Raw genomic sequence first — 11,807 nt, forward strand, 5'->3', positions numbered from 1 at the left:
GGAGCCTACGCACTCGTATCAGGAATGGAGAAGCGCCGCTCCCGGGCCTCGCCTAGCCTGACCGTCACGGGCGTCACCCGCGCTACGGATGGAGAGACGATGAGCAAGGTCCCGGCACCCTCGCAGCACGCCGCCGACAGCCATGACCTGATCCGCGTGCACGGTGCCCGCGAGAACAACCTCAAGGACGTCAGCGTCGAGCTCCCGAAGCGCCGGCTGACCGTGTTCACCGGCGTCTCCGGCTCCGGCAAGAGCTCCCTGGTGTTCGACACGATCGCCGCCGAGTCGCAGCGGCTGATCAACGAGACCTACAGCACCTTCGTGCAGGGCTTCATGCCGACCCTGGCCCGCCCCGAGGTGGACGTCCTCGACGGCCTGACCACCGCGATCAGCGTCGACCAGCAGCGCATGGGCGCCGACCCCCGCTCCACCGTCGGCACCGCCACCGACGCCAACGCGATGCTGCGCATCCTCTTCAGCCGCCTCGGCAAGCCCTACGTCGGCCCGCCCGGCGCGTTCGCCTTCAACGTGCCCTCGGTCTCGGCGGCCGGCGCGATCAAGGTCGGCGGCGCCAAGAAGGCCCAGAAGGTCACCTTCAACAAGGTCGGCGGCATGTGCCCGCGCTGCGAGGGCCGCGGCGCGGTCTCCGACCTCGACCTCGGCCAGCTCTACGACGACACCAAGTCGATCAACGAGGGCGCCTTCACCGTCCCCGGCTACACCGGCGGCGGCTGGAACTCCCGCCTCTACGCCGAGTCCGGGTTCTTCGACCCCGACAAGCCGATCCGGAAGTTCACCAAGAAGGAACTGCACGACCTGCTGCACCACGAGCCGGTCCGGATGAAGATCGCGGGCATCAACATGACCTACGAGGGTCTGATCCCGCGCATCCAGAAGTCGATGCTCGCCAAGGACACGGAGGCGATGCAGCCGCACGTCCGGGCGTTCGTGGAGCGCGCGGTCACCTTCACCACCTGCCCCGACTGCGACGGCACCCGGCTCGCCGAGCACGCCCGCTCGGCGCGGATCAAGAAGCTCAACATCGCCGACGTCTGCGCCATGCAGATCAGCGACCTGGCCGAGTGGGTGCGCGGGCTGAAGGAGCCGTCGGTGGCGCCGCTGCTCACCGCGCTGCAGCAGACCCTCGACTCGTTCACCGAGATCGGCCTCGGCTACCTCTCCCTCGACCGCCCGGCGGGCACCCTCTCCGGCGGCGAGGCGCAGCGCGTCAAGATGATCCGCCACCTCGGCTCCTCCCTCACCGACGTCACGTACGTCTTCGACGAGCCGACCATCGGCCTGCACCCGCACGACATCCAGCGGATGAACGACCTGCTGCTGCGCCTGCGGGACAAGGGCAACACGGTGCTGGTCGTGGAGCACAAGCCGGAGGTCATCGCGATCGCCGACCACGTCGTCGACCTCGGCCCCGGAGCCGGCACGGGCGGCGGCACGGTCTGCTACGAGGGCACGCTGGAGGGGCTGCGGGACAGCGACACCATCACCGGCCGCCACCTCGGCGACCGGGCGGCCCTGAAGGACACAGTGCGCAAGGCGACCGGCAGTCTGGAGATCCGGGGCGCGCGCACGCACAACCTCCAGGGCGTCGACGTCGACCTCCCGCTGGGCGTGCTGTGCGTGATCACCGGTGTCGCCGGTTCCGGCAAGAGCTCGCTGGTCCACGGGTCGATCCCGGCCGACGCGGGTGTGGTGGCCGTCGACCAGAGCCCGATCCGCGGTTCCAGGCGCAGCAACCCGGCGACGTACACCGGTCTCCTCGACCCGATCCGCAGCGCCTTCGCCAAGGCCAACGGGGTGAAGCCGGCCCTGTTCAGCGCCAACTCCGAGGGGGCGTGCCCCACTTGCAACGGCGCGGGCGTCATCTACACCGATCTGGGGATGATGGCCGGTGTCTCCAGCACCTGCGAGGACTGCGAGGGCAAGCGGTTCGACGCGTCGGTGCTGGAGTACCGCTTCGGCGGCCGGGACATCAGCGAGGTGCTCGCGATGCCGGTGGCCGAGGCGGAGGAGTTCTTCGCGGCCGGCGAGGCGCGCACCCCGGCCGCCCACCGGATCCTGACGCGGCTGGCCGACGTCGGGCTCGGCTACCTGACCCTCGGCCAGCCGCTCACCACCCTCTCCGGCGGCGAGCGGCAGCGCCTGAAGCTGGCCACGCACATGGGCGACAAGGGCGGCGTCTACGTCCTGGACGAGCCGACCGCCGGCCTGCACCTGGCCGACGTCGAGCAGCTGCTCGTCCTGCTGGACCGGCTCGTGGACGCCGGGAAGTCGGTCATCGTGGTGGAGCACCACCAGGCGGTGATGGCCCACGCCGACTGGATCGTCGACCTCGGCCCCGGCGCCGGCCACGACGGCGGCCGGATCGTCTTCGAGGGCACCCCGGCCGACCTGGTGGCGGCACGCTCCACCCTGACGGGGCAGCACCTGGCCGCCTACGTGGGCAACTGACGCGTCCGCGCGGCTAGTTGTTCGACCAGCCGCGTTCGCACAGCACCAGGCGGTAGCCGTCCGGGTCCTCGACGGTGACGCCCCAGCGGTTCCAGTACGGGTTGGGAGACGGCACCCGTTTCCCCCCGTGCCGCTCCAGCCGCGCCACGAGGTCCTCCGGGACCGGCCCGTCGACGTAGACGACGAGCAGGTCCTCCTCGGTGGGCCGGGGCTCGACCGGGGCGGCGGACTCGTGGACGAGCTCCAGGTGCCACCCGGCGTCCGGCCAGCCCAGCATCAGCAGATCGTGCTCGCCGGGTTCGCCGGCGCCCTCGGTCCGCCATACGACGCTCAGCCCGAGTCCCTCCACCCAGAACCGCTCGGCGGCGGCGAGGTCACGCGACGGGCGGGCGACACGGATGTGGCTGCGGCCGTTGACGGGCATCGGGGTCTCCTCCTGAGCTGCGAAGTCTCCGTGAGCAGCCTAGGCAGCGGGTGATCGCCGGGCCATGCGACATCCGACCTGCGGCCACGGACCTAGGACCGAGCATCCGGCCGTGCCGCGCGCTCCTTTTCAGCCCTGGTCGGCGCCTTTCGACAATCAGCCCGAGCTGGCGCCCTTCGGATTCAGCCCAGGTTGGCGCCCTTCGGGATTCCGTACGCCCGTTCCACCTTCAGCCGCAGCACCAGCCGGCCGTCGCGCACCATCGCGGCGCGGTAGTCGTCCCAGTCGGGGTGCTCGCCCAGGACGGCGCGGTAGAGGCGGACGAGTTCCTCCACCGTGTCGTCGTGCGGGTCCTTGGCGACGGGCGAGAGGTCGGCGGTGCCCTCGACGACGGTGTAGGCGCGGCGGTCGGGGGTGGACACGTGGTACGACACCCGCGGGTCGCGGCGCAGGTTGCGGGTCTTGGCGCGGTCGTCGGTCACGGAGATCCGGATGATCCGCTCGTCCGGGTCGTAGTGGTGGCTGACGTTCGACAGCTGGGGGCGGCCGTCGCGCTTGAGGGTGACCAGTACGCCGCCGCGGTGGTCCGACAGCAGTTCGAGCAGTGTGTCCTGAGTCATATCCCGGTCAACCCCTGCGGCTCGGCAGTGCATTCCCGGCTTCGGCCAACCAGTGGTAGACAGTGTCTACCAATCGCTGGTAGACACTGTCTATGCCTCAATCCTCAAAACCCGACCCGGAGACGGGACTGCGAGCCCGGCTCGTCGATGTCGGTGTGGAGCTGGTCGCCCGGGAAGGGGCGCAGGCACTGACCCTGCGGGAGATCGCGCGCCGGGCGGGCGTCTCGCACGGGGCGCCGCGGCGCTACTTCCCCACCCACGTCGAGCTGCTCTCGGCCATCGCCCGGCGCGGGTTCGCCGAGCTGGCCGAGCGGGCCGCGGCGGCGGTCGGGGACGGTACGGCGTCGCCGCGCGAGCAGGTGACGGAACTGGGGCGCGTGTACCTGGAGTTCGCGCTGACCAACCGCGGAATGTACGAGCTGATGTTCCGTCACGACCTGCTGGCGAGCGGCCACCTGGGCCTGCGGGACACCAGCCTGCCGCTGTTCGGCGCGCTGGTGGAGCTGGTCGGCCGGGCCCGCCCCGAGGCGGACGCCCGGGTCGTCGCGGGGGCGCTGTGGGCGAACCTGCACGGCATCGCCCAGCTCTGGGGCTGGGGCAGCCTCCAACTCGCCACGGCGGCAGAGGACTTCACGCCGTTGCTGCACGCCGCTCTGGACGCGCACCTCGGGGCCGAGGCATGACAGGTCAGCGGGCGCTTGCGCTGACGGGCAGCGTCGTCGGAGCCGTGGTGGTCGCCCTGGACGGCACGATCCTCTCCGTCGTGCAGCCGACCCTGCGGCGGGACCTGGACGCCTCGTTCGCACAGGTCCAGTGGACCAGCACGGGCTATCTCATCGCGGTGGCGGGACTGCTGGTGTTCTCGGGGCGGCTCGGGGACCGGTACGGGCACCAACGGCTGTTCGGCATCGGCATGCTGGGCTTCGGAGCGGCCTCGGCGGGTATCGGCCTGGCCCCCGGGATCGGCTGGGTGATCGCGCTGCGCGTGGTTCAGGGGGTGTTCGGGGCGCTGCTCCAGCCGGCCACGCTGGGCATGCTGCGGGCCGCGTTCCCACCGGACCGGCTGCGGATGCCGATCGCCGTACGGACCAGTGCGATCGGGCTGGCGGCCGCGGCGGGGCCGGTACTGGGCGGGGTCCTGGTGGCCGGCCCGGGCTGGCGGGCCGCGTTCTTCCTGAACGTCGCACCGACCCTGACCCTGGGCGCCCTGGCCCTCTCCTCGCGCGGTGGGGCGAGGCGACCGGACCGGACCTGCCCTCGGCCCGTCACCGCCCTCGACCTGTCCGGTGCCCTGCTCCTGGCGCTGACCCTGGCCTGCCTGGTCCAGGCTCTCGTCGGGCTGCCGGTGCGGGGCTGGACGCCGGCGAGCGGTGCCGGCGTCGCGGCGGCCCTCGCCACGGGCGCGGTGTTCGTGCGGCACGAGCGGCGGGCCGCGAGTCCGCTGGTGCCGCCGGACCTCGTCGGCTCGGCGGGCGTCGGCCGGGCGGTCGGCGTCCTGGTCGTGGCGTCGGCCGCGCTGCAGGGCACCTTGTTCACCGCCACCTTCCTGCTGCAGAACACCCTCGGCGTCGGTCCGCTGCGTATGGCCCTGCTCAGCCTGCCGCTGGCGGCCCTGATGATCCTCGCGGCGCCGTGCTGCGCGGTGCTGCTGCGCCGGTTCGGGGCCCGGCGTACGACGGTCGCGGCGATGGCCGTGCTGGCCGCCGGGATCGCGGTCCTGGACCGCGCCACGGGCACCCTCGCCTTCTGCGCCGGGTTCGGTCTGCTGGGCGCCGGCTTCGGCACGGTCATGGTGGCGGCCACCCACGTCGTCGTACGGGAGGCGGCGGTCGAGTCGGCCGGGGTGGCGGGCGGGCTGAAGCAGACGGCGATGAACGTCGGGCCGGTGCTGGGCGTGGCCGTGGCGACGACGCTGATGGGATCGCACGCGAGTGGCGCGCGGCTGCCGCTGATCGTCCTCGCCGCCGTGGCCGCGGTGGGCGCGGTCGTGGCCGGATCTCTGCCGGAACGTTCCGCCTTGATGATCAATCCTGGTCAACCCGGGGACCGTTCCGGTGTTCCTGCGCGACGATGAGTTCTGAGGTCAGGGCGGCGGGATATGCGGGATATCCCGTCCGGCACCTTGACGAGCGCATTCGGAGGAGAGCGATGGCACAGCTGCGGCAAGAGGTCGACCCGAGCGAGGTCGGGCTGGACGCGAAGGCGCTGGACCGCCTCGACCAGCACCTCGCCCACCACGTCGACGAGGGGCGCGTGCCCGGCTTCCTGGTGGCCGTGGCCCGCGGCGGACGCGTCGCCCATCTCACCATGCTCGGCCGCCGCGACGTCGCGGCCGGACTTCCGGTCGAGCACGACACGCTGTGGCGGATCTACTCCATGACGAAGCCGGTCACCTCGGTCGCCGCGCTGATGCTCGTGGAGGAGGGCCGGCTGTCGCTGGACGACCCGGTCGCCCGTCATCTGCCGGCCTTCGCGGACCCGCAGGTGTACGAGAGCGGCTCCGGCGCCGACGTCCGCACCCGCCCGGCTCACGGTCCCATTCTGATCAGGCACCTGTTGACCCACACCGCGGGCCTCACCTTCGCCTTCTACCGCTCCCACCCGGTCGACGCCCTCTACCGCGCGGCAGGCCTCGAGTCCTCGGTCGTACCGGGCACGGACCTGGCGCGGACGGTCGATGTGTACGCGAGCCTGCCGCTGCAGTTCGAGCCCGGGACGCAGTGGAACTACTCGGTCGCCAGCAACGTGCTCGGCCGGGTGATCGAGGTGGTGAGCGGGCAGTCGCTCGACGTGTTCTTCGCCGAGCGCATCCTCGGCCCGCTCGGCATGTCCGACGCGGGCTTCCAGGTCACCGACGAACAGGCGCCGAGGCTGGCGGAGTTGTACGGCGAGACGGACTCCGGCGGCATCGAGCCGGTGCCCGGGCTGCCGCTGCGCGGCGGGCGGCCCCGTCTGCTGTCCGGCAGCGGCGGGATGGTGGCCTCCGCGCACGACATGCACCGTTTCATGGAGCTGCTGCGCCGGCGGGGCGAGCTCGACGGCGTCCGTCTGCTGACCCCCGAGACCGTGGACCTGATGACCAGGAACCACCTGCCCGGCAACGCGGACCTGCGCTCCTTCGGCGCCCGCCCGGCCCACGACGAGCCCAACAACGACGGCGTCGGCTTCGGCCTCGGCGTCTCGGTCGTCATCGACCCCGAGCGCACCCAGGTCCCGTCGACCCTGGGCGCCTACGGCTGGAGCGGCGCCGCGACGACGACCTTCTGGGTCGACCCCGTCCATGACCTGACCGTCCAGTTCATGACCCAGGTCCGCCCCAAGACGTCCCTGAGGATCGTCCCGGACCTCAAGCGGCTGGTCCACGAGGCCATCACCGGCTGACCGCTACGGAGCGAGACGCAGGGCGAACTCCAGCCCCTCGGATCTGAGTTCGTCCAGCCACTCCTCGGAACGGGCCGCCGTCCCGGCGGCCCTGTTCAGCCCCGCCGGCAGGCCTCCGGCCAGGATGTGCCGGACGCCCAGTGCCAGCGGGCGCGACACGCAGCGGGCCATGGCGCTCTCCTCGGCGTCCCCCACGAGGTCGAGGAGGTAGCTCCCCGACCAACGGCGGTCCCGTGCGCGCACGTCCAGTGACACGGCGAGGACGACCCGGTCGCGGCCGGGGTCCGTCGTCGGGTGGCGGGCCGCCAACTCCTGCGCCAGGGCGGCGATCCGCGCGTCGTCACCGGCCTTCAGCTCCTCGAACACCGCATCCCAGGCCCGCAGCCAGCCGTCGAGCCGCAGGGTGCCGCGGACGAAGGACCACGCGTGCCAGGCCGCCGGAAGCCCGTACTGCTCGACGAAGGGCACGCTGTCGCGGTTGGGGTAGACCTCGAAGGGTTCCCCGTCCAGGACGTGGGTGCGGGTGGCCTCCCACGGACGGTCGGCGGTGGTCTCGGTGCCGTCCTCGATGTAACGGGCGGGGGAACGCAGGGCGTTGAGGACGCCGGCGGGGGCCCAGCTGAAGCGGTACCGGAAGTCGTTCGGGACGGCGGGTATGCCGCCGCAGTACGAGGTGAAGGTGTACGACGCCGGGGTGCCCACACCGATGGCCGCACCGGCACGGGCGACCAGGCTGTGGGCGAAGAGGTGGTCGATGCCCGGGTCGAGCCCGGCCTCGGTGAGCACGACCAGGCCCGCCCGCGCCGCCCGCGGCACCTGTCCGAGGACGGCGTCCGAGACGTAGCTGGAGCAGGCGAAGTGGGCGCGGCCCGCGACACAGGCGGCCAGGATTCCGGCGTGCTCCGGCGCGGGCAGCATCGACACGACGACGTCGCCGGGCGCCAGTTCGGCGGTGAGCGTGGGGAGCGTGTAGGCGCAGGGCTCGGCGCGCGAGCCGAGCCCGAGGCGGTCCAGGGCGTCCGCGGCCCGCTCCTCGGTTCGGTGCCACAGGCGCACCCGCCCGGCGCTCTCGCACAGCCGGGCAAGCCCGCTGCCCGTGGACAGTCCGGCGCCGACCCAGTGGACGGTGCCGGACGCGGCGACGGGCTCAGTCATTGCCGGACTCCCCTTCCGTGACGCCGAGTTCACGGCAGGCCTGGTGGAACCGGTCCAGACAGCGTCCCCACGGCCCGCCGACGGAGAACTCCAGCAGTTGGAGCACCAGCGCGGAGGAGAAGTCCGTGCTGGACTCCCGCGGCAGCAGGGAGGGCAGGTTGTCGATGGCGATGAGATCCAGCGGGGGTTCCTTGCGCAGCCGGCGCACCGGCTCGTCCCAGTCCGTGGTGCGGTCGTAGACCGGCAGGACGTTCAGCGGCGAGCCGACGTCGCAGGTGACGTCGCACAGGGTGCGCAGACGGCGGGCCGGGTCGTCGAGGTCCTCCTCGCGCAGGAAGGGCGGGACGGGCGAGGTGGCGAGGACCGCGTTCACCATGACGTCGTGGGCGAGCAGGGCGGGGCGGTCCAGGTCACGGGTCTCGGCGAGGTCCCAGCAGGTCGGGTCGATCCCCGCGACCTGGAAGGCGACCCGCGCGCCGCGGCCGCTGCGGCCCAGGGCGCCGACCACCAGCGCGGAGAACCCCTCGTCCCCGTCGTTCGGCCGGAGCCTGTCGTCCAGCTCCTCCTTCGATCCCGGCGTGAGCGGGGCGGCCAGCCTGCCGCGGTGCTGGAGCACGGCCAGGGCGGCGCCCAGGTAGCCCGCCCAGAAACCGAAGGCGGCGAGGCGACGGCCGTCGTCGTCGACCAGGTACTCGAGGTCGAGCAGGGCCCCTCCCCCGGCGGCGAAGCGCCGCAGCAGGGTCTCGGCCCCCGGCTGCCGCTTGTAGGCGTGCCCGAAGAAGATGTGGCGGTGCGGCAACTCGGCCGGTTCGTCCGGGAGTTCCTTCAGACCCAGGATCACGGCGTCGTCCGGCGCCGACACCCACGACCCCGCGGGCGCGACGCCGCAGCCCGCCGCCTCGTACTCCTCGATCGGGAAGATCCGCTGCGGCGACCGCTCCACGGTCAGCGTCACCCCCGCCTCGACGAGCCGCCGGGCGTCGGACGGCACGAGCGGCGTGCGGCGTTCGGTCGTACGGGCCTCGTGGCGCAGCCACAGGTGGAGCTCGGTCATACGAGATTGGCCTCCGGGCGCGGGGCGTCGGCCGCGAAGCGGTCGGCGCTCAAGGGGCGGACGTCCACGAAGGGTACGCGGCCCAGGTACAGGTCGCGGATCACCTCGCCGACGGCGGGCCCCTGCAGGAAGCCGTGTCCGGAGAAGCCGGTGGCGTAGAGGAAACGGGAGACCGAAGTGGCCTCGCCGATCAGCGCGTTGTGGTCGGGGGTGATCTCGTACAGGCCGGCCCAGCCGCCGGTGCGGCGCAGGTCGAGCAGGGCCGGGGCGCGGCGCTCCATGGCCGCGTACAGGGCGGGGATCCAGCGGTCGTGGGTGTCGGTGGCGAAGCCGGGCCGTTCCTCGGGGTCGGACATCCCCAGGAGGAGGCCGGGGCCTTCGGCGTGGAAGTAGAGGCTGGTGGTGAAGTCGATGGTCATGGGGAGGTCGGGACGCGGCTCGGCGAGGGGTTCGGTGACCGCGATCTGGCGGCGCAGCGGCACCACCGGCAGGTCGACGCCGGCCATCGCGCCGACCGCCCGCGACCAGGGGCCGGCCGCGCAGATCACCGTGTCGGTCGCGATCCGGCCCAGCGTCGTGGACACGGCGGTGATCCGGTCGCCCCGCAGCTCGATGCCGGTGGCCTCGGTGTGCCGCAGGACGCGGGCGCCCAGGGCGCGGGCGGCGGCGGCATAGCCGTGGACGACCGTCTCCGGGGTGCAGTGGCCGTCGTCCGGGGAGAAGGCGGCGGCGAGCAGGCCGTCGGTCCTGATCAGCGGGGAGAGCCTGCGGGCCTCCTTCGGTGTGATCATGCGGCTGGGCACGCCCAGGGAGTTCTGCAGTTCCACGCTCCGCTCGAAGGAGGCGACCTCTTCCGGCGTCGACAGCAGGAACAGGTAGCCGACGCGGTGCAGCCCGATGTCGTACCCGAACTCCTCGTGGAAGCGGCCGAACGCCTCCAGGCTGCGCGCCCCGAGCCGGATGTTCAACTCGTCGGAGAACTGCGCCCGCACCCCGCCGGCCGCCCTCGACGTGGACCCGGAGGCGAGTTCGTCCCGTTCGACGAGGACGACGTCACGGACACCGGCGGCGGCGAGATGGTAGGCGATGCTCGCGCCCATCACCCCGCCGCCGATGACGACGGCACTGGCCTGCGTGTTCACCGGCGAGCCTCCCAGGGATGTCGGGCCGTGCCCTCTTCCTGTCCCCGCTCGCCGGCCCGTAAGCGCATGTTCAGGACAGGTGGGCCAGGGCGTCCAGGTGCGGCAGCACGTGGTCGAGCCGTTCCCGCTTGGTGCGCAGGTAGGTGATGTTGCTCTCGCACGGCGGGATCAACAGGGGCACGGTCTCGGCGACTTCGATGCCGTGCTGCTGCAACGCCTCGCGCTTGCGCGGGTTGTTGGACATCAGACGTACGGAGTTCACGCCCAGGTCGTGCAGGATGCCGGCGGCGACACCGTAGTCGCGGGCGTCGACCGGCAGCCCGAGCGCGAGGTTGGCCTCGACCGTGTCCAGGCCCTCCGCCTGAAGGGCCATCGCACGCAGCTTGGCGAGCAGGCCGATACCGCGGCCCTCGTGCCCCCGCAGGTAGACGACGATGCCGCTGCCTTCGGCGACCACGGCCTTCAGCGCGGACGCCAGTTGGTCCCCGCACTCGCAGTGCTGGGAGCCGAACGCGTCACCCGTCAGGCACTCGGAATGCAGCCGGGTCAGGACATCGTCGGTGCCGATCTCACCGTGCACGAGGGCGACTTGTTCGTCACCGCGATCGTGATCGATGTAACCGACCGCCCGGAATTGTCCGTACACCGTGGGCAGCGGGGCATTCACTATGCGTTCCACGCCGGTCCGCTTCGCGGTCTTCTTGCCGAGTACTCCGATTTTTTCTGTCATGATTCGATTCCTAAGCAGAGACGAAAGGCCGTGAAGAAATGAGTGGTTCGGGCGCGCGTACGGCGGCGGACGGGCTGGTGCCGGCGGACACTACGGAAGAGGTACGGACCAGGGCGGCGGGTGTCTCAACGCAGGTCGCGGTCCTTCCGGTGGGAAGCTTCGAACAGCACGGTCCGTTCCTTCCGCTGGCGACCGACACGCTGGTCGCCTGTGCCGTGGCCCGGGAGATCGCGGCGGCGTACCCGGTGCACCTCCTCCCTCCGGTGACGATCTCCTGCTCGCACGAGCACGCGGGCTGGCCCGGGACCGTCAGCATCTCCTCTGTGACCCTTCATGCGGTGGTGAGTGACATCGCGCAGTCCCTGCGGCGTTCCGGCGTCGACGCCCTGGTGGTGGTCAACGGTCACGGCGGAAACTACGTGCTGGGCAACGTCGTTCAGGAATCCTCCGCCCGCGGCGAGCGCATGGCGCTCTTCCCGGCCGTGGAGGACTGGGAGGCGGCTCGGCAGCGGGCGGGGGTGACCACCTCGCTGCTGACCGACATGCACGCGGGAGAAATCGAGACCTCCATCCTTCTGCACGCCAACCCGGAATTCCTCCGGCCCGGTTACGAGACCTCCGATTTCGTCGCGGACGACCGTCGTCATCTGCTCACCCTCGGTATGTCCGGCTATACCGATTCGGGCGTCATCGGACGGCCTTCGCTGGGTTCCGCGGAAAAGGGGAAGGAACTGCTGGCGAGCCTCGCGGATTCCTTCGGTGCGTATTTCTCGCTCCTCACCTCGGAGGACGGACGCGAATAGCCGGTGCCGGGTTCCGGGACCTGCCCGGA

11 protein-coding genes are annotated in these 11,807 nt (G+C 71.8%); 5 read left to right on the top strand and 6 right to left on the bottom strand.

Features of this window, described 5'->3' with window-relative positions; translation table 11 throughout:
* The first annotated feature begins 99 nt into the window (after nt 1–99).
* The gene (locus tag ACIGDI_RS16800; protein ID WP_399896672.1) at nt 100–2,469 is read left to right on the top strand and encodes an ATP-binding cassette domain-containing protein; all 2,370 of its coding nucleotides are present in this window, start codon (nt 100–102) and stop codon (nt 2,467–2,469) included.
* Between the two features lie 13 nt (nt 2,470–2,482).
* On the opposite strand, the gene ACIGDI_RS16805 is transcribed toward ACIGDI_RS16800, so the two are convergent.
* Both ACIGDI_RS16805 and ACIGDI_RS16810 read right to left on the bottom strand, forming a co-directional pair.
* Nucleotides 2,483–2,893 (bottom strand): VOC family protein, encoded by a 411-nt coding sequence (locus ACIGDI_RS16805; RefSeq protein WP_399896675.1) that lies wholly within the window; start codon nt 2,891–2,893, stop codon nt 2,483–2,485.
* Nucleotides 2,894–3,075: 182 nt separating this feature from the next.
* Complete coding sequence (locus tag ACIGDI_RS16810) at nt 3,076–3,513, bottom strand: PPOX class F420-dependent oxidoreductase (protein ID WP_399896678.1); 438 nt, start codon at nt 3,511–3,513, stop codon at nt 3,076–3,078.
* A gap of 92 nt (nt 3,514–3,605) precedes the next feature.
* On the opposite strand from ACIGDI_RS16810, the gene ACIGDI_RS16815 reads away from it, so the two are divergent.
* The 3 genes from ACIGDI_RS16815 to ACIGDI_RS16825 all read left to right on the top strand — a co-directional run bounded on the left by ACIGDI_RS16815 (nt 3,606) and on the right by ACIGDI_RS16825 (nt 6,894).
* The gene (locus tag ACIGDI_RS16815; RefSeq protein WP_399896681.1) at nt 3,606–4,196 is read left to right on the top strand and encodes a TetR/AcrR family transcriptional regulator; all 591 of its coding nucleotides are present in this window, start codon (nt 3,606–3,608) and stop codon (nt 4,194–4,196) included.
* Nucleotides 4,193–5,587 (top strand): MFS transporter, encoded by a 1,395-nt coding sequence (locus tag ACIGDI_RS16820; protein WP_399896684.1) that lies wholly within the window; start codon nt 4,193–4,195, stop codon nt 5,585–5,587. Before ACIGDI_RS16815 ends, ACIGDI_RS16820 begins: the two co-directional genes overlap by 4 nt.
* Before the next feature lie 74 nt (nt 5,588–5,661).
* Complete coding sequence (locus ACIGDI_RS16825; RefSeq protein WP_399896686.1) at nt 5,662–6,894, top strand: serine hydrolase domain-containing protein; 1,233 nt, start codon at nt 5,662–5,664, stop codon at nt 6,892–6,894.
* A gap of 3 nt (nt 6,895–6,897) precedes the next feature.
* Here ACIGDI_RS16825 and ACIGDI_RS16830 read toward each other — a convergent pair whose 3' ends face one another.
* From ACIGDI_RS16830 to ribA, 4 genes are all read right to left on the bottom strand, one after another.
* A complete protein-coding gene (locus tag ACIGDI_RS16830) occupies nt 6,898–8,049 on the bottom strand; it encodes a saccharopine dehydrogenase family protein (protein WP_399896689.1) in 1,152 nt (383 codons plus the stop codon).
* Nucleotides 8,042–9,103 carry a saccharopine dehydrogenase gene (locus tag ACIGDI_RS16835; protein ID WP_399896692.1) on the bottom strand — a complete coding sequence of 354 codons (1,062 nt, stop codon included), beginning with the start codon at nt 9,101–9,103 and terminating at the stop codon, nt 8,042–8,044. Before ACIGDI_RS16835 ends, ACIGDI_RS16830 begins: the two co-directional genes overlap by 8 nt.
* Nucleotides 9,100–10,245 carry an NAD(P)/FAD-dependent oxidoreductase gene (locus tag ACIGDI_RS16840; RefSeq protein ID WP_399896695.1) on the bottom strand — a complete coding sequence of 382 codons (1,146 nt, stop codon included), beginning with the start codon at nt 10,243–10,245 and terminating at the stop codon, nt 9,100–9,102. The genes ACIGDI_RS16835 and ACIGDI_RS16840 overlap by 4 nt, the downstream gene beginning before the upstream one ends.
* Nucleotides 10,246–10,315: 70 nt before the next feature.
* Nucleotides 10,316–10,975: a GTP cyclohydrolase II gene (gene ribA, locus ACIGDI_RS16845; protein WP_399896698.1), complete on the bottom strand. Its 660-nt coding sequence runs from the start codon at nt 10,973–10,975 to the stop codon at nt 10,316–10,318.
* A 38-nt stretch (nt 10,976–11,013) separates the two neighbouring features.
* On the opposite strand from ribA, the gene ACIGDI_RS16850 reads away from it, so the two are divergent.
* Nucleotides 11,014–11,778, top strand: coding sequence for a creatininase family protein (locus ACIGDI_RS16850; protein WP_399896701.1), 765 nt, complete (start codon nt 11,014–11,016; stop codon nt 11,776–11,778).
* The last annotated feature ends 29 nt before the right edge of the window (nt 11,779–11,807 follow it).

The organism is Streptomyces sp. NPDC085900, from assembly GCF_044540925.1.
Taxonomy (GTDB): Bacteria; Actinomycetota; Actinomycetes; order Streptomycetales; family Streptomycetaceae; genus Streptomyces; species Streptomyces gilvifuscus.

Excerpts from the sequence above, each read along its gene's own strand:
- ribA (WP_399896698.1), bottom strand. The coding sequence starts at position 10,975 with ATGACAGAAAAAATCGGAGTACTCGGCAAGAAGACCGCGAAGCGGACC.
- ACIGDI_RS16810 (WP_399896678.1), bottom strand. The coding sequence starts at position 3,513 with ATGACTCAGGACACACTGCTCGAACTGCTGTCGGACCACCGCGGCGGC.
- ACIGDI_RS16805 (WP_399896675.1), bottom strand. The coding sequence starts at position 2,893 with ATGCCCGTCAACGGCCGCAGCCACATCCGTGTCGCCCGCCCGTCGCGT.
- ACIGDI_RS16850 (WP_399896701.1), top strand. The coding sequence starts at position 11,014 with ATGAGTGGTTCGGGCGCGCGTACGGCGGCGGACGGGCTGGTGCCGGCG.
- ACIGDI_RS16815 (WP_399896681.1), top strand. The coding sequence starts at position 3,606 with ATGCCTCAATCCTCAAAACCCGACCCGGAGACGGGACTGCGAGCCCGG.
- ACIGDI_RS16820 (WP_399896684.1), top strand. The coding sequence starts at position 4,193 with ATGACAGGTCAGCGGGCGCTTGCGCTGACGGGCAGCGTCGTCGGAGCC.
- ACIGDI_RS16825 (WP_399896686.1), top strand. The coding sequence starts at position 5,662 with ATGGCACAGCTGCGGCAAGAGGTCGACCCGAGCGAGGTCGGGCTGGAC.
- ACIGDI_RS16830 (WP_399896689.1), bottom strand. The coding sequence starts at position 8,049 with ATGACTGAGCCCGTCGCCGCGTCCGGCACCGTCCACTGGGTCGGCGCC.
- ACIGDI_RS16800 (WP_399896672.1), top strand. The coding sequence starts at position 100 with ATGAGCAAGGTCCCGGCACCCTCGCAGCACGCCGCCGACAGCCATGAC.
- ACIGDI_RS16835 (WP_399896692.1), bottom strand. The coding sequence starts at position 9,103 with ATGACCGAGCTCCACCTGTGGCTGCGCCACGAGGCCCGTACGACCGAA.